Raw genomic sequence first — 26,358 nt, 5'->3', positions numbered from 1 at the left:
ATCACAACATCCTTCGTTGATAATTTCTAACCCAAAGTGAGGTGAAAAAGTGTTAAAACGTCTAAATTTCTCGCCGCACAGTAATTTCCGAATCTATTCCCTATTTCTGATGGGCGTTTTGATGATAGTTCTTTTTATTTCCTCTAGCTCCACACCAGTTTTATACTCTGAAAGGAAGGAAGGTGAGATAAAAGTGAGTGAGTTGAAAGTATGGCTTACAACGTCTGACCAGAAGCATCTTTTGAAAGAAGTCGATCCTTCAATTAGTTTAGCTTCAAGTTACCAAGAGCAGTTTAAGATCGTTGTCGACGAAAGGAAAAAATATCAGCAGATGGATGGTTTTGGTGCTTCTTTCACTGATGCTTCTGCTTATCTTGTGTACAACAAACTTACCCCAGAGAAGCGAAGGGAGGTTATGGAAAAGCTTTTTGATAGGGAGAAAGGTATAGGTATTTCGTTTTTGCGACAGCCGATGGGCGCAACGGACTACACAACAAAGATTTACAGTTACGACGATCTTCCTGCGGGAGTTACTGAAGATACCGAATTGAAGTATTTCTCGATTGAGCACGACAAACAATACATTATCCCACTATTAAAAGAAGCCATCCAAATAAATCCTGAAATAAAGATTATGGCTTCCCCGTGGAGTGCTCCGGGGTGGATGAAGACCACGGGCAGTATGATAGGCGGCTCTCTCAGGAGGTCTTATTACGGAGTTTACGCTCAGTATTTTGTGAAATTTATAAAAGCTTACGAAGCTGAAGGTATACCGATTTATGCTATTACAGTTCAAAATGAACCACTGTATGTTCCAAAAGAATACCCAGGAATGAAAATGGATTGGGTTGAGCAAGCAGATTTCATTGGTGAATACTTAGGTCCTGCTTTCGAAAGTGCGGGGATTAGGACAAAGATTCTTTGCTATGACCATAACTGGGATAACACAACGTACGCTGCGTACGTACTTTCCAACGAGAAAGCTTCAAAATACGTCGCAGGTTCTGCTTGGCATTTCTACGGTGGAAAGCATGAGGCAATGAGTAAGATAAAGGAAATGTTCCAGGACAAAGAGATCTGGTTCACAGAAGGTTCTGGAGGAGACTGGGTTCCTGCGTTTTTCAACGCGTATATGGACCAAATGATGCACGTGATAAGAATTCCAAGAAATTGGGCAAAGACCGTCGTATGGTGGAACATTGCGCTGGATGAGAAAAGAGGTCCAACAATATTATCGAACAGCACGTGCAGAGGCCTAATCGAAATCAATCAACAAACGGGAGAAGTTAAGTACAACGTAGATTACTACACGCTTGGACACATCAGTAAGTTTGTTCGACCCGGAGCATACAGAATAGATTCTTACACGTACATGGACAAACTGGAATCCGTCGCGTTCTTGAACCCAGATGGTTCAAAGGTTCTCATCATTTCGAATAGAACGAATACTGCTAAAAAGATTCAGGTTATCAAAGACGATACAGAACTCTTTTCGTATGTTCTTCCAGGCTACGCATCAGCCACTTTTGTTTGGAAGGAATAAGAATATCCTTGTAACCACCATACTTCAAAGGGAGGGATGAAGGATGAGAAAAAGTTTTTTGGTTCTGATGATACTCTTAGTTGTGAGCGTTTCGATTTTTGCTAAAGTCACGATTACGGCGGCAGTTTGGAGTTGGGATTTAGAAAAATACAAGAAAATTGCAGCAGAGTTCACAAAACTTTACCCAGATATTGAGGTTCAGTTCGTTGTGAACGAGCCAGATGTAAACGGCTTTTTGACAGCGCAGGTATCTGCCAAGAAACCTCTTCCTGATGTTATTGTTCAGTCATGGGAAGCCCTACCGTATCCTGTTTCACAGGGATGGATTTATCCAGTCGACGAATTCCTGAAAAACGACCCCGACATCAAGTATGTTCCGAAAGCATTGAAAGAAGCATTCATGTACAACAACAAAACATATGCACTTCCAGAAAGACTTCACTTCCAAGGCATCTACCTCAATTTAGATTTACTTAAAAAACTGAACCTAACAAAACCACCATACGAATGGTCGGTTGATATGTTTAAGACATACTTGAGAAGGTCTACAACCCGTGAATATTCTGGTATAAACCATTTATGGGACTTTGACAACGTGATGGCGGCAGTACTCAACAAAAATACGACGTTCTGGAGTTTCAACCCATCAAAATGGGAATTTGACCTTGTAAATGGCGGATGGCTACCAGCAATTAAATTGCAAAAAGAATTAAAATCAATACCAGGTCTCGTATCAGATGACTTGAAAAACGACGAACTTAGAAACAAAGGACAGATGGACGATTACCAGAAGAAGTTCGGTAAAGATGCTGATGCGTTTAGAGAATCGAAGGTATTAATGGGATTGCACGGTACGTGGGATTGGAGCTGGATCAGGACCCTGCCTTGGAATTTCGATTTTTATCCACTTCCGCTCGATCCAAAAATCGGCTTGAGATTCCCTGTTCACGTTAACTACGCATTTATGACATCAACGACGAAATATCCGAAGGAAGCGTTCTTGTTCTTGAAGTTCTTAACATACGACCCAAGAGGCGTTGTGGCCAGATTGAGAATCGACAACGCAAACGGTGTTGAAAACGGTTGGAACATTGATTGGTTCATCCCTGCCACGATGCACCCAGACGTGATTAAGTATTTTGATACATTGAAAATACCAGACGGTGTGAAGTGGCTATTGAAGAAACTTGATAAAGCGGTACGAGTGGACATGTGGAAGACGGTACCCGGTTGGGATCAAGCAACTTGGGATGTCATATTCCCCATCAGCGAAAAAGTCAGAAAAGGAGAAGTACAACCTGAAGTTGTTGCGGCAGAAACGCAAGAAAAGGCCAATAAGATTATAAAAGAAGCCTGGGCAGAATTTTCCAAAAAGTTGGCAGAGGTTGAGAAGAAATTTCCAGAAATAAGGAAACAGGTTGAGGGAAAATAAGTATCATATCGAAAAATTATAAAAAGACCCGTGATTTTTCACGGGTCTTTTTTATTAAATCGCTTTCTGACTGTAGTACTACAAAAGTAGGACCTTTTATGTATATATGATGATTTGAGTGGAACAAGTTTCAAAAGTATAATGTAACAGGAGCTGGAACACTTTCAAATTGTTTCACTAATTTAATTAATAAATGCAAATTTTGTTTTTCTAACACAAACGAAGCGGCAAGTGAAACAGAAGAACTTAACAAAGAGGAGGCGCGTGGATATGAAGGAAGTATTTTTGGTGGGCACACGTTTTTCAGAAACTCGTTTGGCGTTCTTAACATTGAACGAAAATATTACATCAAGGGGGGTATTTGTATGCGCAAACTGACAAAGGTTCTGATTAGCATTTTTCTTATTCTATTGCTCTTCGCTTACAACAGGGAAGTGGTGGCAGATGGTACCAGTCAATTTCAATTAAGTGGTACAGCAACGAGCTTACTCAACAATTGGAATTTCTGTTCGAATATCAGAAATGACCAAGTAAACGCTCCTTTTGAATGGTGGTTGTGGGAAGCAGCAAAATATGGCGTCAGCGATGGAAGTGTTGCAGCATACGGTGTAAAGGATGGGTATGCCTTTATCAAAATCGCAGCTTCCGGGTCTGATACATGGCACATCCAATTCAATCAGTGGGTAAAGCTCAAACAAAAACAGTACTACATGATTTCCTTCAAAGCTAAAGCTGACCAACCAAGAACGATCAACGTCAAGATTTTGATGAACCACGATCCTTGGGTGAATTACTTTGCTCAAACAGTCGAACTCACAAAGGAATGGAAGACATACACGTTCTATTATAAGCACCCAGATAAAGCGGACGAGACCGTCAATTTCTGTTTTGAACTTGGAAAAGGCGAAGTAACTACGGTTTACATAGCCGATGTCATTCTCAGACCAGTGGATGAATCGGAAGTCCCAGAAGAATTCAAAGAAGAAGAACCTGAAACCGTAGAATATGAATTCGAAGATGAAGAGGAACCTGACAATCTTGTAAACGATGGGGATTTTGCTTACAGAATCATCAATGATCAAGCCAGTATGCCGTTTGAATGGTGGATTTGGCAGGCGTCAACTTACAATATAAGCCCCGCAAAAGTGGAAAAGTACGGCGTTGTAGATGGTATCGGATTTATAAAGGTAGAAAATCCTGGACATGAGACATGGCACATCCAGTTCAACCAGTGGGTAAAGCTGAGAAGAGGGAATAGCTACGTTATCTCATTTAAGGCAAAAGCAGACACTCCAAGAAAGATTTGGGTTAAGCTAGTTCAAACCGGCGCACCATACGGTGTATACTTTGCACAAGAAGTTGAACTCACAACAGAGTGGAAGACATTCACATTCGAACACGCTCATCCTAAAGATGGCGATCCTGTCGTAACGCTTAGTTTTGAACTTGGAAAGGATGTACCAACCACAGTTTACTTCGATGACATTACAATAAGCCCTAAGAAATGAAATCTGAAAACCGCTAGAGAACAACCAGCCCTCTGGGTAATCCATGTATCTGCGCATGGTTACCCAGAGATTCTACGAATAATTAATTGCGCCATGTTTAAATTCAAAAGGATAATGACAGAGATAACTTTACACTCTCCTTAGTAGACTTTTACTACCTTAACTTGATCTTCGGCACAGAAGTAAGAAGCGGTTCTATAGCGAAAATTAAGCTTACTTTACTGAAATATTATAAACACAATGTTGGTTGTTGAAACAAAACATAAAACTCCTAATAGAGTCAGCAAGCGCAGAATATTTTCGGAGGTGTTCGTATGCGTAAAGTATTTATGATTTTATTCTTGACGCTCTTAAGTATTTCCCTCTTTGCGAAGGCAACGATCACAGTTTCTGTCTGGAGCTGGAACGTAGATAGGTACCAGAAGTTAGTTAAAGAGTTTAACAAGTACTATCCTGATATCGAAGTCAAGCTGGTTGTAAACCAGCCGGAAGTGAACAGTTTCTTAACGGCGCGTGTTTCTGCAAAACAAGCCCTTCCCGATGTTGTTGCGGAGTCTTGGGAGCCACTCTCTTACCCAGTCTCACAAGGTTGGGTCTATCCACTGGACGAATTTTTGAAAAACGACCCAGATTACAAATATGTTCCAACAAGTGCACAGGAAGCGTTTAAGTACCGCGGAAAGACCTACGCACTTCCTGAAAGACTTCATTTTGAATGTATAGTACTCAACCTTGACCTACTCAAAAAGTTGAATCTGCAGGTACCAAAATACGAAGAATGGACAGTTGATTTATTCAGACAATACGCTCGGAGAGCTACAACGAAAGAATATTCTGGTATAAATCAGTTGTGGGAATTTGACACATTCATGGCAGCAGTTCTTAGCAAGCATACGACGTTCTGGAGTTTCGACCCGGTAAAATGGGAGTTTGACCTTGTCAACGGTGGATGGATACCGGCCATTAAGTTGCAAAAAGAACTCAAATCAATTCCTGGCTTGGTATCAGATGACCTTATAAATCAGGAACTAAGGAATCAGGGTCAGCTCGATGATTACCAGAAGAAGTTCGGAAAAGATGCTGATGCTTTCAGGGAATCAAAAGTGTTGATGGGATTTGAAGCAACCTACGATTGGAGCTGGCTACATACAGTACCTTGGAACTTTGATTATTATCCTCTTCCGTTCGACCCGAAGATTGGTATACGACTTCCGGTACATATTAATTACACCTTTGTAAGCGCAACAACGAAGTATCCAAAAGAAGCGTTCCTCTTCGCTAAATTCCTATCTTACGATCCAAGGGGTGTCGTTGCAAGGCTGAAACTTTACGAGTCGGAAGGTATCGAAAAAGGAAGACTAGTTGATTGGTTTATCCCGGCAACAATGCATCCAGACGTGGTGAAGTATTTTGACACACTAAAAATACCGAATGGAATTAAATGGATGCTGAAAAACCTTGATAAAAGTGTCCGAGTCGATATGTGGAAAATCGTTCCTGGATGGTTCGAAGCAATATGGGATGTTATATTCCCCGTTAATGAAAAGATTAGGCGCGGAGAGGTAACACCTGAAGCAGTCGCTGCAGAAACTCAAGAAAAGGCAAATAAAGTAATCAAAGAGAACTGGGCAATTTTCGAAAAGAAGTTAATAGACGCAGAGAAGAAATTCCCACAACTAAGAAAACAGATAGAAGGTAAGTAATTCACACTGAATACGATTTTATCTTGTTGATTCATCCCGTCGGCTGAAACGCTCTGGTGAATCTCATATAGCTGCCAGCCGACGGGTTTATGTGAAAAATCATAAGGGAAGATAAAAAGCAGATGAGGGGTTGATTATACGTGAAGAAAATTCTGATTTGGTCTGGGATAATAGCTTTAACAGTAATTGCTGTTATGCTAGTCCTTTATTTCTCTGGTAGAAGTGTATATACAAGATTTATTACCGCAATTGCACAGCTTGTGGAAAAGTCCACAAGCAAATCGCAAGGTATATCTACTATCTCTAGTTTTGATGCGTACAAAAAACTTTCTGAACTGAGGTTTTCTGATACAACGAACAATGCTGTGTTTAAGTTAGATCTTGAAAATCCACTGGTCCTTGGAAACGATGAAACGACGACAATTCTTTTTTCTGTTCCTAACGATGGTGAGTATGCGGTAGTTATTAAATACAGGTATGATAACTTCACAACAAGTAGTGGAACTTTGGAGTTCGAAGTAGAGAAAAAGACCTACCTTGGAATTCTGGATAACTTTACTTATTATGACTTCAATGAAAAAGTTTACGATAGATACGGTAATGAAATAACACCAGAGCAAAAACCCTTTGAAGGAACGTACCTAACCTTTGTCAAAGACGCAAGTAGGATATCACACTATCCACTGCTTCTTAAACTTAACGCAGGGGAGAATCTAATTTCTGTAAAGAACACACGTTCACCGATAGTTATCGAAGGCATTTATTTGGTGGCTGGATCCTCTCTGTTTGTTAGTCAACCGTACGCTGAGTATAGAAGTGTAAAAAGGCACGAAGGTAAAAGCGGTGAAGATATTATCGTGATAGAAGCTGAAGGGATTTCATTTAAGTCAGACTCGCTAATATCGTTAACCAATGAACAAACCGCTTTAGTAACGCCTTATGAAATTCTGAGAAGAAAGATAAACGTTATAGATGAAACTACTTTCAAACAGTCCGGGCAAGAGATTTTTTGGAGTTTCTACGTTGAGACTCCGGGTTATTACAAGATCGCGTTCAGATACAAGCAAGCAACGAACAGAGGTATTCCAATCTTTAGAAGGATTTACTTAGACGGCAAAGTTCCATTCAAAGAGTTCGTGGAATATCCATTTCCCTACACGGGCTATACTTGGAAAGATTATGTACTGAAAAATGAGCAAAATGAACCACTGGAAGTTTATCTCGACAAAGGGTTCCACATTCTCTCGATGGAAGTTACCACCGGAATGTACGAAGATACGATCAAGTTTCTACAAAATAGTGTAAAGAAGTTACAAGAAATAGGTTTGGAATTGAGAAAGCTTGTTGGGAATAATTTAGACCCAAACAGGACATGGAACATTGAGAAATATATGCCAAACGCAGTACCGGATCTAACGCACATATCTCAAAGCCTAAAAGCGGAACATGAAAAACTGGTCGGTATCGTCGGCAAACAGGGACTTCCATCGATTGCAGATATGCTTGTCTGCGCTGGGATAATAGACAACATCCTACGAAAGCCTGAAAAATTGCCGTTCTACATCGACGTTCTTAGCGAAGGAGCTTCCTCCATTGCCCAAAGGCTTTCAGAACTTTCCATGAGACTAAAAGAACAACCGATGGGCATAGACAAGATTTATGTTTTTCAAGGAAGTCTCGATAGATTTGCCTACCCGAAATCAACATTCTTGATTACGGCCTATGAAGAACTACAAAAATTATGGCTTTCTCTTTTCAACAAGAACGAAGCTTATTCCATATATGAAAAGGTCGATGAGGCAAGCTTGAGAGTTTGGGTTAACAGACCAGTCCAATACGTTGAGACATTGCAGTATCTCACAGACAGTGATTTTACGAGAAAGACAGGCATTAAGGTTATATTCTCCATAATGCCGAACGAGCAAAAGCTTGTCTTAGCAAGTGCTGCAAACACAGTACCTGACGTTGCAATGAGTATCAGCAACTGGATACCGTTTGAACTTGCAATAAGAAATGCTCTATTCCCGCTTTCATACTTCCCCGACTTCTTCACGTTCGCTGAAAAGAATATAAACGTGGAAACTCTGTTACCGATGGTTGTTGACGACAAAGTTTACGGTATAACCGAAACCCAGAACTTTTATGTTCTCTTCTACAGAAAAGACATTATCGAGAAACTCAGTATACCGATACCGGATACATGGGACGATGTAAAAAAGATTCTCCCAGAACTTCAAAGGCGTGGGATGAATTTCTCAATCCCCATGTGTGAACAGACAACAAAATACTTCAACACCACCGGACCTTTCTTCTTCCAGAACAAAGCAAGACTTTACACAAAGGATGGTATGAAAACTGCTATAAACGAGGAAAATTCGGTAAAAGCTTTCGAATTAATGACCGACCTTTTCGCTATTTATGGAATCCCAGAGCAGGTAGCAAGTTTCTACAACTCTTTCAGATACGGGCGGATTCCGATTGGCGTTGGTGATTTTGGCCTTTACGTAACGCTTTTGAATGCAGCGGATGAAATTTACGGACTTTGGGATATCGCACCCTCTCCAGGTGTTCGGACCGAAAACGGAGAAATTTTGAGATATCAAGTAGCTGGAGACAGAGCTATAGTTATATTTGCGAACTCCAATAAGAAGGAAAAGGCTTGGGAATTTATAAAGTGGTGGATGTCCAAAGATACACAAGTAAAATTCGCGAGGATGATGGTCAACAGGTACGGTCCAACGTATCTTTGGAATACTGCTAATATAGAGGCATTCAAAGAGCTCGATTTCATCGATGAAAAACACAAAAAGGTCATCCTTGAACAATGGAAGTGGATTCGAGAAGTACAGAGACACCCTGGCGGTTACATGGTAGAAAGGGAAGTAAGCAACATTTGGAATAGTGTTGTTATCGAGGGTAAACCACTACGTACATCTATCGATAGGTCCGTAATATTGATAAACAGAGAATTAGAAAGGAAGCTCACAGAATTCGGTTACATAATAAACGGCAAGAAGATCAAAGATTATAGGATGTACGACAGTATGGAAGAGTTCATAGAGACGGTAATAAATCGGGGTGAGGGTGAGTCAACCACCCACCACTGAAGTGGCGGGATTGAGAAAGCCCTGGTTGACTACCCTCAGCCAGGACCGAAAGGTTACCAGGCTACGTAATGAGTAGAGGATACTTTTCGATTAGTAGTCTTAGCGGAGAAAAGATAAGCGACAGTGTAAAGTATACGAAGCTAAGGCTTATTGAGAGAAGTAAGACACTAATGTTAAAAGGAGGGTAGAGGCTGCTTGTTCGTGGCGAAGCCACGTGTGTCCGCAGCCAAGTTTCTATGAAAATAAGCTCTAAAAAAGACCGAGGACACTGGCTTTTGTTGTCACCATACCTGGTTCTATTCATCATATTCATCGCACTACCTGTTGTGGTAGCTATATACCTGTCTTTTACCTACTTCAACGCCATCGAGAGGCCTAAATGGATAGGAATACAGAACTATATCACACTCTTAACACGAGACACACTCTTCATGCAAAAAGTTCTCCCGAATACAATTAAATACGCATTAATTGTTGGTGTTGGTGGGTATGTCCTTTCATTTGTGTTAGCTTGGCTCGTTGCCCAGCTTACAAGAGTTCCTAGAACTATATTCGCTTTGATAATCTACTCTCCATCCCTCACCGCGGGTGTAACAATGTCGGTAATTTGGCGAGTGCTTTTTAACGGAGACCAACAGGGTTATCTGAATGCCCTCTTGCTCAAGCTCGGAATTATCGATAAACCCGTACAGTGGTTGCAGTCGCCACAGCATTTGATGGATATTATGATTCTCGTTTCCCTTTGGAGCAGTATGGGGGTAGGATTTTTGGCTATGCTTGCCGGTATCTTAAACGTTGACGAGCAACTTTACGAAGCTGCGTATATCGATGGTATAAAGAATCGCTTGCAAGAAATCATCTACGTGACAATACCCGCAATGAAACCCCAAATGCTTTTTGGTGCTGTTATGTCAATAGTAAACACGTTCACATCGGCTGGCATCGGTGTGGCATTGTCCGGTTCGAATCCTACACCACAGTACGCTGGTCAATTGATAGTCAACCATATAGAGGACTATGGATTCTTAAGATACGAAATGGGGTACGCGGCTGCACTTTCCGTTGTTCTACTCTTGATAATTTGGTTCTTTTCAAGAATTGCGTGGCGTTTGTTTGGCGAACGGTACTAGATTGGAATTGGGGGTGAAAATCTATGGCCAAGTTTACAACGAAAACGAATCCAAGATACTTTCACAAAAGTCAACTCAAGTTCTACTTTATCCTGACACCAATTGCGATATTCATGATGTTACCCATTATATTCATCTTCTCGCAGGCTTTTAAGCCTGTTGATGAGTTGTTCCTCTATCCTCCGAGATTCCTTGTTAGAAGACCTACTTTGGGTAATTTCTATGAATTATTCCAAATAACGAGAGCTTCTGCAATCCCGGTTTCAAGATATTTGATGAACAGCATATTGACTGCATTCTTGACAGTATTATTCACCATAATAATATCCGTTTTCGCAGGATACGCGCTTTCTAAGAAACAATTTAAGACAAAGAATCTGTTGTTTACCGTAAATAACCTCGCACTTATGTTCGTCCCAATCGCAGTAATTATCCCAAGATACCTGATAGTTCAACAACTTGGACTCATCGACACATTCTTCATTAATGTACTTTCGTTACTAGCCATGCCGATAGGTGTATTTCTTGTGAAGCAGTTCATCGACCAGATACCTGATGCGCTATTAGATGCTGCCCTTGTTGATGGTGCAAACGATTTTCAGATTATATTCAATATCATAATGCCACTTTTGAAACCAGCCATATCGACTGTGGGAATTTTGGCATTCCAGGTTGCTTGGAACAGCGCAGAAGCATCGACTTACTACATAAATAACGAAAACTTAAAGACATTTGCGTTTTACGTTTCCAACCTTACTCAGACAACTGGTAATACAGTCGCAGGTCAAGGGATAGCGGCCGCAGCCGGGCTTATCATGTTCGTTCCAAACTTGGTGCTGTTCATAATTATGCAGTCCAGAGTTATGAATACGATGGCTTACAGTGGTCTAAAATGATGGTTCTCCAAAGCCTTTTGTTGGGTGGTGTGAATATCGTGGAAAGGGAAATTAAATTCAAAATGGAATCTTTGATGAGACTTATCATAGTTTTACACGTGCTGCTGATCTTAAGCAACGGTTTACTAGCCGTGAACAGTCCGTTTCTTACGTACACGATATCTGGAAAGAACGAATGGAAAATAACGCAGGATGCGTACGTGGTTAGTGAAGTCCTTTTCAAGGACTTAGACTTGTATTATCCAGATGATATCTTCATCTGGGAGAACAAAATGTACATTGCCGATTCGGGTAATGCAAGAATTGTCGTTTTCGATATGATAACCCGCGAGGCTACTTATGTTGGTGATATGTCCTTGTTCCAGCCGACGGGAGTATTTGTCGATGATGATTACATTTACGTGGCTGATCCTGGCACTTCAGAGATTGTTATATTTGACAAATCTGGGAATGAAGTTAAAAGGATAGGCAGACCTACGAATCCGCTATTCGGTGAAACCGCGAACTTTAAACCGAAGAAGCTTGTTGTCGATAAACGAGGTAATTTTTACATAGTTAGCGAAGGTACGTTTGAAGGCATTATTCAACTCGACCAGAATGGTGAGTTCCTCGGATATTTTGGAGCAAATACCGTCGGAATAACGTTCTTGGACAAGTTCATCGATATATTCTACACAAAGGAGCAGAAAGAAAAGTTCCTCAATAGAATTCCAAAACCCTATACTAACATTACGATAGATTCCAAAGGTCTTATTTACACAGTAACTCAAAAGGAACGTGGAAATGCCATAAAAAAGCACAATACAATAGGTCTAAATATACTTCCTGCATCCAAGGAAAGGAGAATGATAGACGAGCCGAACTTCATAGATATCGCTGTGGATAACAACGGAAGGATGTTTGCGTTAACAGAAACTGGCCTTATATACGAATACGACTCAGAAGGTAATCTGCTGGTTTCGTTCGGTGGACGTGCGATCGCAACGGAAAGAAATGGTTTATTCACCGTTGCATCCGCTATCACTGTTGATGCTGATGGAAAAGTTTACGTCCTCGATAGGGAACGAGGTCTTGTCCATGTGTTTAACCCTACTCAGTACATTCAGACTTTACACAAAGCGCTTGAACTCTACTCTCAAGGGAAGTATCTGGAAAGTAAAGGGCTTTGGAAAGAATTAATGATTTACGACGGGTACTCGAAAATTGCGCATTACGGTCTTGGGAAAGCGTACTTCCAGGAAGGAAATTACAGAGCCGCGGCAGATGAATTCAAAAAGGCCTACGCGAAAAGAGACTATTCTGATGCATACTGGGAGATTAGAAACGAGTTCTTGCAAAAGAACGCAGGAATTATATTGCTTGGTTTCATACTCTTTATAGCACTTCTTGTAGCACTCGATGAGTTATCCAAACGTGGTCTGATAAAGAAGAGACTAAAAATTAGTTCGAAGTTGTTGAACGACATTATCTACATCAAAAATATATTAAGACATCCACTCGATACATTCTACTACATTCAAAGAAGAAAACATGGTTCAGTGCTGTCAGCTACCATTATCTATGTAATTTTCTTCCTAGTGATACAATTTGACTACTTCGGTAGAAGTTTTATCTTCAACTTAAACGTTCACGACCGTTCTGTTGGATTTGTTCTGCTTGCAAGTGCTGCTCCAACAATGTTGTGGGTTTTCGCAAATTATTTGGTGAGTTCCATTAACGACGGTCGTGGAACTTTAAGAGATATTTATATATTTACGGCGTATAGCTTTGCACCTTACATCCTCTTCCAACCGTTTGTTATACTGCTTACTTACATTCTCACTTATAATGAAGCGTTCATTGTATCCTTTGTATCAATGATTCTGATAACCTGGTCGGCGGTTCTACTTTTCACGGGTGTTAAAGAAATTCATGACTACGGTGTTCTGGATACGATAAAGAGCATATTGCTCACTTTGGTTTGGATATTCGTGATAATACTTGTTTATTCCATAGTCTACATGCTTTGGGACCAGCTCGCGCAAACCATTTACGCAATTGTTCAGGAGGTGCTCTACCGTGCAAGAAAATAAGTCCAACTTAAAAACCACCGCAATTTTGTCATTATTTTTTGCTATCACCACGTTTGTTTTATCTTTCAGTTCTGCATTCGCTCAAAGCATCCAGACGATTGGAAATGATTATCTGTCAAACAGATTTACAAGGCCTGAAACAATAGCTTTTGTTAAATCACCTTTCACACTGGATGGATATACCAAAATAGCTGAGAGTTCCGACCTAGAACTTTGGTTCAATCTGGAGACCACATCGTTACGAGTTGTAGATAAAAGATCAGGATACATATGGGGGGATGTCTCAGAAGAAACCGATGCATACAAAGAAATGAACGCTACTTACCAATCCATAGCTAGGTCTCTTGTACTACTGGAATATTTCGATGAACGTGGCATATCGAACGTCGTTGGCTCTGCTGATGAGGAAGTTAAGAAATCTTGGAAAAAAATCCAAAACGGTATCATCTATTCACTGTTCTTTGAACCACTCGAGATTAGATTCGATGTTCGGATAACCGTTAAAGACGATACGATAAAATTCGAACTGCCGCAAAATACTATAAAAGAAGGAAGCAAATTCACAATGGCATCTGTTGTATTCGCTCCTTTTCTGGGAAGTACAATATCCGATGAAATAAACGGGTACGCTTTTGTGCCAGATGGACCTGGTGCACTTATAAGGTTTTCGAAACCGGCACACTATTTGAACTGGTTTGAAAAGAGAGTATACGGAAAAGATTATGCCATAGAAAATCTGGTTACCGTTAACGACTTGAGAGCAAACAGACCAAACGACTTTTTAAGGGAAGAGCCCACTGCCCTAATACCGGTATTTGGAATTGTTCATGGAGTAGACCAAAACGCGTTTTTGGGAATAATCACCTCTGGACAAGAATACAGTGCGATAATTTCATATCCGAGCGGCCTTCTCAGCAACTACAACTGGACTTCAGCAAAATTCATATACAGGCAGAAATACCTTCAACCGACAACAAGAAGTGGAGCTGGTATACAGGTCGCTCAAAAGTACAGAAACATTTTCGATGCGGCACTTGAAATTTCTTTCCTCACAGGTAAGTTGGCAAACTACGTAGGAATGGCGAAGTATTACAGGGATAAGTTTGCAGACCAGCTCTTCGGTAAGGTACACAAGTACGAAAACCAAACCAACGCTACATCGAAATCAGATGTGCCACTGTATTTGAGCGTGATTGTTTCAGACATAGAAAAGATGTTGATAGGACAACGCGTTATAGCAATTTCGTCCGTTGAGCAAATCAAACAGATTCTCAAGGAATTGACAAGCAAAGGAATCAACAGAATCGTTCTTTTGATAGAAGGTTGGCAAGATGGAGGACTGCACGGAAACAAGGTCGGGAAATTTGGATTGGAGAAGAAGACCGGTGATTTTCTTGACCTTTTGAAGTACGTCGTCGAGTTCAACACGATGAACAAATCAAATGGGAAGAGTGTAGAACTATATTTCGTTGACAACGTGACAAAGGTAACTGAAAAACAACTGAATTTGAGAAAAGAAGTTGGACTGAACCTGTCGCAATCGATAATCACCGAAGAGAGGGATAACAAAGACCTCTGGCTTTACAAAAGTTACTATGTCAGAATTGATCTTGCATCTGAATACCTTTCAATGCGCGTCTCAAAGCTTTTAAAACTTGGATTTAAGAACTTCGCGGTCAGGGAGTACGCGAATAAACTCTACGGGAACTTGAAGATGAACGCTGAGATACATCGTTTCAAAGCCAAGAAATTGGTTGAAAAAACTCTAAGCGATATTTCTTCAATAACAGATAACCTGATTCTATTCGAGCCAAACGATTACACTTGGAAGTACGCAGATACAATAGGCTCCGCACCAATGAATTCAAGTCAATACCTTTTTGAAACGGATACCGTTCCGTTCCTCCAGATAGTCTTGAGCGGCCGAATAAACTACTTTACTCCGTATATGAATAACGGATTCTTTTCAAAAATGGACGTCCTGAAATCGATAGATTATGGTGCATATCCTTCGTTCTTGATAACATGGCTCGATAACGCATCATTGAAAGACACACCACTGTGGGACTATCCTTCGACTCGCTACGAAGATTGGAAAGAGAAGATAGCCGAGATTTACAAAACCATAAATAGTGTTCTCAAATATGTGAAAGGTTCAAAGATAGTTGACCGCATCGTGTTGAAACCAGGTGTTGTGAAAGTTGTTTACGACAATGGATATGAAATATACGTTAACTACACAAAGGAAATCTACAAAGATGGTTCAGTAACCGTTCCTGCTGAGTCACCCAAGGTTGTGAAGTCTATAAATTCTGCAAATGGAGTTGGTTCCAAATGAAAAGAACTACAAGAAAAGCATTATCAGGTTACATGTACGTACTTCCATGGATAATAGGCTTTGGTGTCTTCACAGCATTCCCGTTCTTTTACTCACTGTACCTGAGCTTTTTCAACGTGAATTTTACAGTTCACGGAATCGAAGCCACATTTGTAGGTTGGAAGTATTACATTTACGCTTTCCGAACAGATCCTGCATTTCCTCTGAACTTTTGGAACACGTTACTCAACATTGTATTATCCACGCCCTTGATAATTATCTTCTCGCTGATAGTTGCAATACTACTCAACAGAAAACTCACAGCAAGAACGTTCTTCAGGCTGCTCTACTTCTTACCGGTTGTTATCGTAAGTGGACCCGTTGTGGCTGAATTGGTTGCAAATAACGCTGCAAGTATCGTTGACCCGAGAAGATACTTCATTTATCGGTTCTTCCAGATGATACCAAACACGATAAGTTATCCGTTTCTGTATATGTTCAACAACCTGGTTTTGATTCTCTGGTTCTCTGGTGTACAAATCATCTTCTTCCTCGCAGGTTTGCAGAAGATAAGTAGTAGCATATACGAAGCGGCACAAATCGACGGTGCAAATGACTGGATCATGTTCTGGAAAATCACATTGCCACTCATCAAGCCATTTGTCTTGGTAAACACCATTTACACTATCGTTGATCTAGCATCTTTTGCAAATAACCCTGTGAACACAAGTATCACACAACACATGTTCGACATAGATAAACCGTATTCCTACTCAGCTGCTTTATCTTGGATATACTTCACCGCAATCATGGTGATACTCGGTATCGCGTATCTACTCTTCCGTGAAAGGAGGAAAAACAGAATATGAAGAACAAAGAACGAAGATTTCGCATTTCGTATTACAAGACATTCAAAGAACCCGCTACAAAGACAATTATCTACGTTGTCTTGATAGGTATCGGATATGCTTACCTTTATCCTCTGCTTTACATGATAACCTCATCTTTCATGAGCGTCGAGGACTTAGTGAATCCAACGGTTGTCTGGGTACCGAGTAAGCTCACGTTGGATAATTTCATACGAGCTTGGAAAGTTCTGGAGATGCCAAAATCGTTGTGGAACAGCGTTTATACATCTGTCATACCTGCGCTTGCGCAAAGTTTAATAACTGCACTTATCGCGTACGGACTTTCACGTTTCGAATTTCCACTAAAGAGATTTTGGATAGTTTTAATGCTCGCAACATTTTTGATTCCAACACAGGTTACTCTCGTCACCAAATATGTTCTGTTCAGCACGTTGAGACTAACCGATACAATTTACGCAACATTCTTACCTGCAATTTTTGGCCAAGGCATTAGAAGTGCGATATTCATACTACTCTATCTAAATTTCTTCAACATGCTACCCAAGGCTTTTGACGAAGCGGCGGAAATAGATGGTGCTAACACTTTTCAAGTTTTTTACAAAATCATGATTCCCCTTTCTTTGCCAGCAATTGTGACAACATTTATCTTCTCTTTGGTGTGGTACTGGAACGAAACACTACTATCAGGCCTTTTGCTTGGCAACAAAATTAAGACCCTTCCATTGGAACTCAGAGATTTCGTTGCTAGATATGCTGTCATGTTCCCGACAGCTGACGGTAGTGCAGCAAACAGAATTAACGAAGGCATAAGAATGGCAGCAACTATGATTACGATTCTACCACTCTTGATAACTTATCTGTTCTTGCAAAGACAGTTCGTGGAAAGTTTGGAGAGAACAGGTATCACTGGTGAATAATATATATCAACAAATGCTAAGAAGGGAGATGGCTAAAGTGGAATTCGATATCGAAAAGCTGATTTCTGAAATGACTGTTGAAGAGAAGATCAACTTTGTCGTGGGCGCTGGTATTCTCTGGTTGCCAAACAACCCTGCACCAAAGGTCAAAGGTGAAGCAGGCGAAACTCGTGAGATAAAAAGGCTTGGCATTCCAAAAGCAGTACTTGCCGATGGCCCTGCAGGACTTAGAATCGATCCAGAACGTGAAAACGATGAGAATAAATACCATGCTACAGCATTTCCGATAGAGACCATGCTTGCTTCCACTTGGAACAGACAAATCCTCAGAAAAGTCGGAGAGGCAATGGGAGAAGAAGTAAGAGAATACGGTGTCGATATATTGCTTGCACCTGCCATAAACATCCACAGAAATCCACTGTGTGGCAGGAACTTCGAATACTACTCTGAGGATCCATTACTAACAGGTGAAATGGCTGCGAGCTTCGTCGAAGGTGTTCAATCCCAAGGCGTTGGTGCTTGTTTGAAACATTTTGTTGCCAACGAACAGGAAACCAATCGTATGAGTGTTGATACGATAGTTTCAGAACGAGCTTTGCGTGAGATTTATCTAAAACCGTTCGAGATAGCCATCAAGAAAGCAAAACCTTGGACTGTGATGAGCTCGTACAACAAGCTGAATGGTAAGTATACATCGCAAAACAAGTGGTTATTGAAAGACGTGCTTCGTGATGAATGGGGATTTGAAGGATTTGTGATGACGGACTGGTTTGCTGGTGATAATGCGGCAGAACAGATAAAATCATGGAACGATTTATTGATGCCGGGGAACACATATCAGATATTCAAGAACAGAAGGCCGGAGATAGAGGAGATAAAGGGAGCGTACGAACGAGGAGAAATAACGGAAGAGATGTTAAATGAAAGAGTGAGGACGATATTGAAAGTGCTTGTTAATACACCGGCATTCAAAGGATACAAATACTCCAACAAGCCGAACTTAGAAGAGCATGCAAAAATAGCGTACGAAGCAGGTTGTGAAGGTGTTGTGCTACTGAAAAACAACGGGGCGTTACCCATAAAACCAGAAACAAGAGTTGCAATTTTTGGCACAGGTCAGATAGAGACGATAAAAGGAGGAACTGGTAGTGGAGATACGCACCCAAGATATGTGGTCAATCTTCTTGACGGATTGATCGAAAAAGGTATCAAAATCGATGAAGAACTATCGGAAGTTTACAAACAGAAGATATCCGAACTAAGAGCTTCTGACTATAAGATTACGAAGAACGAATGGGGAGACAACATAATTCCACGACTACCTCAGGACCTGTTAGCTGAAGAGGAAATCAAAAGATACGCAACGGTAAATGACATAGGTGTTTTTGTTATAACCAGAATCTCCGGAGAAGGAGTAGATAGGAAACTTGTAAAAGGCGATTTCTACTTGGCAGACGATGAGATTCACATGTTATCGAAGCTTTCAAAGGCATTTAGAGAGCAAGGAAAGAAACTGGTTGTTGTACTTAACGTAGGCGCACCTATAGAGATTGAAAGTTGGAAAGATTTGTGTGATGCGATTTTATTGATATGGCAGCCAGGTCAAGAAGCAGGAAGAATCTTTGCAGATGTGATAAGTGGGAAGGTTAATCCTTCCGGCAAGCTACCAACAACGTTCCCGAAACGATACGAAGACGTTCCGTCAAGATCGTTCCCAGGAGAACCGAAAGACAACCCTGAAGTTGTCGTCTACGATGAAGATATCTACGTGGGCTACAGGTATTACGATACATTCAGAGTAGAACCAGCTTTTGAGTTTGGATTTGGGTTATCGTACACGACATTTGAATATTCGAACTTGAAAATATACAGAGACGGTGGAGATATCGTTGTGAGGTTTGAGGTGATCAACACTGGTGAGGTTGCTGGGAAAGAAGTTGCACAGGTGTACGTGAGAGCGCCGAGAGGGAAGATAGACAAACCATACCAAGAGCTCAAAGGTTTTGACAAGACGAAGTTGCTTGGGCCAGGTGAAAAGCAAAAGATAGAAATCAGAATTCCGGTCTCAAGTCTTGCAAGCTTCGATGGTCGGTGCTGGGTAATTGAGAAAGGTGAATATGAAATCAGAATAGGTGCTTCATCAAGAGATATCAGATTAAAGCAAACCTACATTCTGGACTAAATGTTTCTGAATTCTTAAAACGGGAGGTCTCAAGATGGTCAGATACTATTTCGATGAAAACAAAAGGTTCGTTATAGAAGAGTACAATAATTCTAAACCGTTTTCAAGCTTTTTACCAGGAATAGCGGGTAAGAAAGGCATCCCATTGTGGGTATTTTACGTGAATAGAGCACAAGCGATAGCTTCGTTCGGTATAGCTCACAAAGATAATCCGATTATGGAATTTCATCCGGCCTTCAGGTCTTACCAAGTCGTTTTCACTCATGGATTCAGGACATTTGTCAAAGACTTGTCCAAGAATACATTCTTTGAGCCTTTTGGAAAGGTGTCTAATGAAAAGGTAGTTCAGAGAATGTACATCACAAGAAACGAAGTGGAGCTAGAAGAGATAAATGAAGCCCATGGCCTAAAAACGAATGTGCTTTATTTCATATTGCCACAAGAAAATTTGGGTGCATTGATTAGAATCGTTAAGTTCCAAAATATATCAAACGAAGTCAAAAAGTTTGAGATCCTCGACGGACTGCCGGCTCTTCTTCCGTACGGAATCAATGACTACGGACTAAAGCATGTTGGTAATACACTAAAAGCATGGATGGAAGTCTACAACCTGGAAAATAAAATGCCTGTATTCAAACTGAGATCAACAGCCGAGGACGTAGCAGCTGTTTCCGAGTTTAAGGAAGGTAATTTCTATGTCTCTTTCAAAATCCAGTCGCAAGCCAAAGAGCTTTTGATGCCTTTGGTAGACCCGGATGTTGTCTTTGGAATGAATACATCGTATATTACACCAGATGTCTTTCTTGACCACAATTTAAGCGAAATCAGAAAAATAAAGCAAATCACATCAAACAAGGTTCCATGCGCATTTTCACCTGTTGAGGCTATATTGCAACCTGGTGAAGAACTACATCTTTACACAGTTACTGGACATACCCCAGATATGAACTTACTCAAAGAATACGCAGAGAGGTTTTCGAGCCAAGAATACCTTGAAAGAAAAAGAAGAGAAGGCTCGCAAATAATCGAAGAAATTGTCGAGGATGTGTGGACGAAAACATCATCTGATCTGTTCGATGAATACACGAAGCAAACATACTTGGATAATGTTCTTAGAGGTGGATATCCTATAGTTTTACGTGAAGGTGACGACAGTCTGGTCTATCACGTGTACTCAAGAAAACACGGCGATTTAGAAAGAGATTACAACTACTTCGTGCTACTACCTGAGTACTATTCTTCGGGAAATGCAAATTACAGAGACGTTAACCAAAACAGAAGAGAGGATGTTGTGTTCCACCCAGAAATCGGAAACTACAACATCAGATTCTTCGTCAATTTAATTCAGGCTGACGGTTACAATCCATTGGTGATTAACGGTGTGAGGTATTCGCTCAACCCAGATTGCGAAGTAGAAGAATTCTTAAAAAGTGAATTAGAAAATCACAAAGACGTTGAAAAACTTCTCAATTTCCTGAAAGCTGGAAATTTGACTCCTGGTAAGTTGCTGAGGTTTATTGAGAAGGAAAATATAAGGCTAAAAAAAGAATTTGAAGAATTCCTGAGAAGCTTAGCGCACTATTTGGTCGAGGAAACAGATGCTGTCCATGGCGAGGGTTTTTGGACAGACCACTGGACGTATAATTTGGACCTCATTGAAAGTTACTTGTCCATCTATCCAGAAACTAAAGAAAAACTGCTCTTCGAAGATAAGTCCTACACTTACTATGACAATGCGGAATGTGTTTTACCGAGATCTAAACGTTACGTCTTCGTTGATGGAAAGGTAAGGCAGTACAATTCGCTATATTTAGACGAGGACAAGAAGAAGCTCATTGAATCAAGAGGGAAGTTCAAAAACATAGTTAGAACGAACAAAGGGAAAGGTGAGATATACAGAACGACACTGATATCGAAACTTGTAAACTTAGCGGCGATAAAGTTCGCAACAACAGACCCGGCTGGTGTTGGTATAGAGATGGAGGCTGGAAAGCCAGGATGGTACGATGCACTTAATGGTCTCCCTGGTCTATTTGGTTCATCCGTAGCCGAGAGTTTCGAGCTCTTAAGACTGATGAATTTTATTGTTGATGCACTGAGGGAATATAAGCATCAAATGGTAAGCTTGCCAATAGAAGTTATGAACCTTATAGAAAAAGCGCACGAAATAGTTCAGTGGTATGAAAACTCAGATGAGGGAGATAAAGACTTCAAGTACTGGGAGAAAATGTCTGACCTAAGAGAATCGTACCGTGAGGATGTAAAATTTGGCTTCGACGGTGCTGAAATTCAAATAGAAGCAGAAATACTTTCAGACATTTTTGATAAATTCCGTATGAAGCTCAAGGCTGCGCTTGATAAAGCTATTTCTGAAAACAATGGTCTGATGCCAACGTACTACTATTACGAGGCAATAGAGTACGAAATCATCAACGAGGAAGGTAATCAGAAATTCGTTAATGTGCGCAAATTTAAACAGAGAGCAATGCCTCTGTTCTTGGAAGGAATGGTTCGCGGCTTCAAAGCTTACGCAACTGATAGGGAATTGCTGAAAGAAATTTACAGAAAGGTAAAACTGTCCGAGTTGTACGACAGGAAGCTGAAAATGTACAAAGTAAATGCTCCATTAACAAACGAAACAATAGAGATAGGTCGTGCAAAGGCATTTACTCCCGGATGGCTTGAAAATGAGTCGATCTGGTTACATATGGAATACAAATACATGCTCGAGCTTATAAAGAACGGACTTTACGAGGAATTCTACGAGGACTTCAAAAATGTAATCGTAGCCTTCATGAACCCAGAGGTTTACGGGCGAAATCCTCTCGAAAACTCTTCGTTCATAGCAAGTAGTGCAAATCCCGATGAGAAAATTCATGGCACAGGTTTTGTCGCAAGGCTAAGTGGCGCAAGTGCGGAATTCTTGAGTATGTGGAAAATAATGTTAGCAGGACAAAAACCGTTCAAGTTCATCGATGGCAAGCTCTTTTTGGGCTTCGAACCCATACTGCCTGGTTGGTTGTTCGACGAAGAGGGAAAGGTATCGTTTAATTTCCTTGGAAAAGTTAAGGTAACGTACGTGAATCCGAAAAAGCTTGACACATTTAAGGTTGATATCACAAAACAAAAAGTAAAGCTGAAAACGAAAAATGGTGAAATAGTTGAAATAGACGGTCATCTTGTCCCCGAACCGTATGCAAAACTTGTCAGGGATGGTAAAATTGAGAGTGTAGAAGTGAGTTTCTTGTACGAATAAAAGGAAAAGAGAAGGTGATGTATTGTGACGATTGCAAAATCTAAGGTTTTTAAGTACGTGGCAGTTTTGGTAGGATTCATTTTCTTTGGGATACTAACCACGAGCTGTGTAGCAGCTTTAAAGGAGTACGAAGCTATGATAAAAAACACAAGGTGGAAGTTGGTTTGGTCAGATGAGTTTGATGGGAAAGTGATCGATACGAGCAAATGGAAATACGATATAGGAAACAACAACGGTTGGGGAAACAATGAGTGGCAATACTATACAGAAGGGAAAAACGCATGGATAGAAAACGGAATGCTTGTTATTGAAGCGAGAAAAGAAACTGTTAAAGAAGGAAACAAGACTTTCAATTACACGTCTACACGCATGAAGACGGAAGGGAAGTTTTCGGTCCAGTATGGTAAAATCGAAGCAAGGATAAAGTTCCCTTACGGCAAAGGTCTTTGGCCAGCATTTTGGATGCTTGGAAGCAATTTTAGATACGTTGGTTGGCCAACATGTGGTGAAATCGACATAGTTGAATTTTTAGGACACGATAAATGGACAGTATATGGGACTTTGCATGGACCTGGTTACTTTGGTTCGAGCGGTATAAGCGGAAGTATGAGATTGGAACCTCCTACACCGGACTTTACAAAGGATTTTCACATCTTTGGAATAATGTGGGATGAAGAAAAGATAGTCTGGTACGTTGATAACAGAGTATACCATGTAGTTACTAAGTCAGCGATAGAGTCCAGAGGAAAACCCTGGGTCTTCGACAACGAATTTTTCATAATACTGAACCTCGCAGTCGGGGGAAATTGGCCCGGATACCCCACGAACGAGACACCTTTCCCCGCTAGGATGTACGTAGACTATGTCAGGGTTTACCAGATGGAGAGCGACGAAGATGAATGATTTATTTACAACGTCTTATCCGAGGTGATTTAAATGGCAAATATCAGAGACGTTGCGCGAATGGCGAATGTCTCGATAGCCACTGTGTCAAGGGTTATCAACGGTAGTGAAAAAGTTTCTGAAGAGACAAGGAAGAAAGTCCTAAACGCTATGAAGAAGCTAAACTACAAACCCATGATGTCATTCAAAACAACCTACAGAGAGCTCTTCAAAACCATAGGCATTTTGATTCCCGATATACGCGGATACCATTACAGTGATATTGTTATGGCCATAGAGGAATACGCGTATACAAAAGGATTTGATATAATGTTAGCACTTCCTAAAGGCGAACCTGATGCGGAACAGCACGTTTTGGACCAATACTTCAGAAGGAAAGTTGATGGGGTCATACTTGGAGAGCTTTACGGAGGTAGCAAACTCATACAACGCTTTGAGAAAAGTGGAATACCGATGGTCGTTGTAGATTTCGCAGTAGATGAGATTAACTTTGATACAGTTAACGTCGATAACATTGGAGGCGGATACATGGCTATGAAGTATCTCTACGAACACGGACACAGAAAAATACTGTTCATACCCGGTCCGGAAAACTCGCCTGCTGCAATCGATAGAGAAAGAGGGATAAGAAAGTTCATTGACAAAGTAGGAAGAGACAATATAGAAATTTACTATGGAGTCCATAGGGGCTACAACTCTGAACACGGATGGGTGAGTGTAATTCGTCATCTTCAAGAACATGGTCTCAATTTTACAGCAATATTCGCAGTCAACGATTGGGCAGCGATAGGTGCTATTGATGCGCTGAAGGATCATGGAATAAAAGTGCCTGACGAAGTCTCGGTAATAGGTTTTGACGACGCGCCATTTGCAAATTACACCAACCCGAGACTTACAACTGTAATGCAACCGAGGTGGGAAATGGGAACAACCGCAGCTCAGCTTTTGATAGAGCGTATAACGGATAAACGAACAAGACTTCCTAGAAACATCATACTCCCAACAAAGATAGTTGAAAGAGAATCAGTGAGACAAATTTGAGAAAAAATGCGGAGCGAAATGCTCCGCATTATTTTTCCAACGTAGGAAACTTATCGCAGCATGGGAATTGTTCCTAAATATTACCGCGGATTTCTAATTTAATTTGTTCATCAAACGCTCATTAAATCCACTTGAAGGGGATATGCTTTCTGGTGAATTTTTTGTTATGCAGACTTTCTTGAGTTTGCGAGACGAAATAAAAAAATTAAGAAGTTAATCGTGTTTAGTTCAGATTGTTACGAAATTTCGCCGTGATAAAGTGCTTTGCAAGAGTAAGCGCAAACGATATAATAAAGAACGAATGCTTTTTAGTCTTTAATAAACGCAGATAGTGTTTTGATAGTGTGTTAGAAAAGATGAAAACGGAGTTGTGGGGAGGTATTAGGGGTATGAAAGATCTTCTTTTTGAAGGTGTATGTTATGTAGCAACTGTCTTATTGTTTTCGAAATCTTTTGACAAAGCTGAAAGAAAGGTGGTATTCGTATGCGCAAGTTGATGAAGAGGTTAGGACTCTTTCTTGTTGTTTTGTTACTGTTTGCTTACAAAACGGAAGTTGTAGCTGATGTCTCTGAGCAATTTGAATTAAGTGGTACAGCAACGAGCTTGCTCAACAACTGGAACTTCCGCTCAAATATCAGAAACGACCAAGTAAACGCTCCTTTTGAATGGTGGTTGTGGGAAGCAGCAAAATATGGTGTTAGCGATGGTAATGTTGCAGCATACGGTGTAAAGGATGGGTATGCCTTCATCAAAATCGCAGCTCCAGGGTCTGATACATGGCACATCCAGTTTAATCAGTGGGTAAAACTTAAGCAAGAGAAGTACTATCTGATTTCTTTTAGAGCAAAAGCTGACCAACCAAGAACGATCAACATCAAGATTTTGATGAACCACGATCCTTGGGTGAATTACTTTGCTCAAACAGTTGAACTCACAAAGGAATGGAATACATATACATTCTACTACAAACATCCGGATAAAGCAGATGAGACCGTCAACTTCTGTTTTGAACTTGGAAAAGGACCAGCGACTACAGTTTATATAGCTGATGTTATTCTCTTACCAGTTGATGAATCAGAAGTTCAAGAATCTAAAGAAGAATGATTAAGAAAGCTACAGAATACGGTTTTGAAAACAATTAATGGCTAGGCAACTCATAAGCAGTTAAGTAATAATGCGGAGCGACGCGCTCCGCATTATTTTTTAGGTCTATCAAACTTAATAGCGTTGATAGTAACTTTATAGTGCTTCCCATCAACAATAACATCGTAGGTTATACTGAACTTGTTTGATTGGATACTCTGCAAATACTCATCGCTTATTTGTTGCCAGAACATGTTTTCAGCAATCAACTGAGCGCGTTCTTGTCTGATAGCTTCTTGTAAAGTTTCTCTTTGTGCAGGAATGGTGACAGCGATAATCGTTAAAAAAAGCATGAGTACAATCATCGCAAAAATGAGCTCTGTGTAGAGCACAGTACC

General features: G+C 40.6%; 17 protein-coding genes. 16 read left to right on the top strand and 1 reads right to left on the bottom strand.

What is annotated here, in order from left to right:
- Positions 1–193: 193 nt before the first annotated feature.
- The 16 genes from NA23_RS02570 (at position 194) to NA23_RS02495 (ending at position 25,981) form a co-directional block, all read left to right on the top strand.
- Complete coding sequence (locus tag NA23_RS02570) at positions 194–1,543, top strand: glycoside hydrolase family 30 protein (protein WP_236938492.1); 1,350 nt, start codon at positions 194–196, stop codon at positions 1,541–1,543.
- A 43-nt stretch (positions 1,544–1,586) separates the two neighbouring features.
- Complete coding sequence (locus NA23_RS02565) at positions 1,587–2,975, top strand: ABC transporter substrate-binding protein (RefSeq protein ID WP_033191219.1); 1,389 nt, start codon at positions 1,587–1,589, stop codon at positions 2,973–2,975.
- A 365-nt stretch (positions 2,976–3,340) separates the two neighbouring features.
- Entirely contained in the window at positions 3,341–4,483 is a 1,143-nt protein-coding gene (locus NA23_RS02560; RefSeq protein WP_033191220.1) for a carbohydrate binding domain-containing protein, read from the top strand.
- A gap of 314 nt (positions 4,484–4,797) precedes the next feature.
- Complete coding sequence (locus tag NA23_RS02555; RefSeq protein ID WP_033191221.1) at positions 4,798–6,186, top strand: ABC transporter substrate-binding protein; 1,389 nt, start codon at positions 4,798–4,800, stop codon at positions 6,184–6,186.
- Positions 6,187–6,326: 140 nt separating this feature from the next.
- Complete coding sequence (locus tag NA23_RS02550; RefSeq protein ID WP_033191222.1) at positions 6,327–9,293, top strand: extracellular solute-binding protein; 2,967 nt, start codon at positions 6,327–6,329, stop codon at positions 9,291–9,293.
- Positions 9,294–9,571: 278 nt separating this feature from the next.
- Positions 9,572–10,423, top strand: coding sequence for a carbohydrate ABC transporter permease (locus tag NA23_RS02545; RefSeq protein ID WP_236938488.1), 852 nt, complete (start codon positions 9,572–9,574; stop codon positions 10,421–10,423).
- A 23-nt stretch (positions 10,424–10,446) separates the two neighbouring features.
- On the top strand, positions 10,447–11,319 hold the full coding sequence (locus NA23_RS02540; RefSeq protein WP_033191224.1) for a carbohydrate ABC transporter permease: 873 nt from the start codon (positions 10,447–10,449) through the stop codon (positions 11,317–11,319).
- Between the two features lie 38 nt (positions 11,320–11,357).
- Complete coding sequence (locus NA23_RS02535; protein ID WP_236938484.1) at positions 11,358–13,391, top strand: YIP1 family protein; 2,034 nt, start codon at positions 11,358–11,360, stop codon at positions 13,389–13,391.
- Entirely contained in the window at positions 13,378–15,729 is a 2,352-nt protein-coding gene (locus NA23_RS02530) for a DUF5696 domain-containing protein (protein WP_236938482.1), read from the top strand. Before NA23_RS02535 ends, NA23_RS02530 begins: the two co-directional genes overlap by 14 nt.
- The gene (locus tag NA23_RS02525; RefSeq protein WP_033191225.1) at positions 15,726–16,577 is read left to right on the top strand and encodes a carbohydrate ABC transporter permease; all 852 of its coding nucleotides are present in this window, start codon (positions 15,726–15,728) and stop codon (positions 16,575–16,577) included. The genes NA23_RS02530 and NA23_RS02525 overlap by 4 nt, the downstream gene beginning before the upstream one ends.
- Positions 16,574–17,494: a carbohydrate ABC transporter permease gene (locus NA23_RS02520; RefSeq protein ID WP_033191226.1), complete on the top strand. Its 921-nt coding sequence runs from the start codon at positions 16,574–16,576 to the stop codon at positions 17,492–17,494. Before NA23_RS02525 ends, NA23_RS02520 begins: the two co-directional genes overlap by 4 nt.
- Before the next feature lie 28 nt (positions 17,495–17,522).
- A complete protein-coding gene (locus tag NA23_RS02515) occupies positions 17,523–19,676 on the top strand; it encodes a beta-glucosidase family protein (RefSeq protein ID WP_033192455.1) in 2,154 nt (717 codons plus the stop codon).
- Between the two features lie 34 nt (positions 19,677–19,710).
- Positions 19,711–22,932, top strand: coding sequence for a hypothetical protein (locus NA23_RS02510; protein ID WP_033191227.1), 3,222 nt, complete (start codon positions 19,711–19,713; stop codon positions 22,930–22,932).
- A gap of 24 nt (positions 22,933–22,956) precedes the next feature.
- Complete coding sequence (locus NA23_RS02505) at positions 22,957–23,835, top strand: glycoside hydrolase family 16 protein (RefSeq protein WP_236938480.1); 879 nt, start codon at positions 22,957–22,959, stop codon at positions 23,833–23,835.
- A gap of 33 nt (positions 23,836–23,868) precedes the next feature.
- Positions 23,869–24,876 carry a LacI family DNA-binding transcriptional regulator gene (locus NA23_RS02500; protein ID WP_033191228.1) on the top strand — a complete coding sequence of 336 codons (1,008 nt, stop codon included), beginning with the start codon at positions 23,869–23,871 and terminating at the stop codon, positions 24,874–24,876.
- Between the two features lie 484 nt (positions 24,877–25,360).
- Positions 25,361–25,981, top strand: a complete 621-nt coding sequence (locus NA23_RS02495) for a carbohydrate binding domain-containing protein (RefSeq protein WP_084384020.1) — start codon at positions 25,361–25,363, stop codon at positions 25,979–25,981.
- A gap of 92 nt (positions 25,982–26,073) precedes the next feature.
- Here the strand turns inward: NA23_RS02495 and NA23_RS02490 are convergent, their stop codons facing one another.
- The gene (locus NA23_RS02490; protein WP_033191229.1) at positions 26,074–26,352 is read right to left on the bottom strand and encodes a hypothetical protein; all 279 of its coding nucleotides are present in this window, start codon (positions 26,350–26,352) and stop codon (positions 26,074–26,076) included.
- Positions 26,353–26,358: the final 6 nt, after the last annotated feature.

It is taken from the genome of Fervidobacterium islandicum (assembly GCF_000767275.3).
GTDB classification, from domain to species: domain Bacteria; phylum Thermotogota; class Thermotogae; order Thermotogales; family Fervidobacteriaceae; genus Fervidobacterium; species Fervidobacterium islandicum.
Note: the sequence above shows the minus strand (reverse complement) of the source record. Positions and strands in the feature narration are given on the sequence as shown.

Bases quoted from the DNA above. Each gene is read 5' to 3' on its own strand.
- NA23_RS02565 (WP_033191219.1), top strand. From the start codon at position 1,587: ATGAGAAAAAGTTTTTTGGTTCTGATGATACTCTTAGTTGTGAGCGTT.
- NA23_RS02560 (WP_033191220.1), top strand. From the start codon at position 3,341: ATGCGCAAACTGACAAAGGTTCTGATTAGCATTTTTCTTATTCTATTG.
- NA23_RS02555 (WP_033191221.1), top strand. From the start codon at position 4,798: ATGCGTAAAGTATTTATGATTTTATTCTTGACGCTCTTAAGTATTTCC.
- NA23_RS02540 (WP_033191224.1), top strand. From the start codon at position 10,447: ATGGCCAAGTTTACAACGAAAACGAATCCAAGATACTTTCACAAAAGT.
- NA23_RS02525 (WP_033191225.1), top strand. From the start codon at position 15,726: ATGAAAAGAACTACAAGAAAAGCATTATCAGGTTACATGTACGTACTT.
- NA23_RS02520 (WP_033191226.1), top strand. From the start codon at position 16,574: ATGAAGAACAAAGAACGAAGATTTCGCATTTCGTATTACAAGACATTC.
- NA23_RS02515 (WP_033192455.1), top strand. From the start codon at position 17,523: ATGGCTAAAGTGGAATTCGATATCGAAAAGCTGATTTCTGAAATGACT.
- NA23_RS02510 (WP_033191227.1), top strand. From the start codon at position 19,711: ATGGTCAGATACTATTTCGATGAAAACAAAAGGTTCGTTATAGAAGAG.
- NA23_RS02500 (WP_033191228.1), top strand. From the start codon at position 23,869: ATGGCAAATATCAGAGACGTTGCGCGAATGGCGAATGTCTCGATAGCC.
- NA23_RS02495 (WP_084384020.1), top strand. From the start codon at position 25,361: ATGCGCAAGTTGATGAAGAGGTTAGGACTCTTTCTTGTTGTTTTGTTA.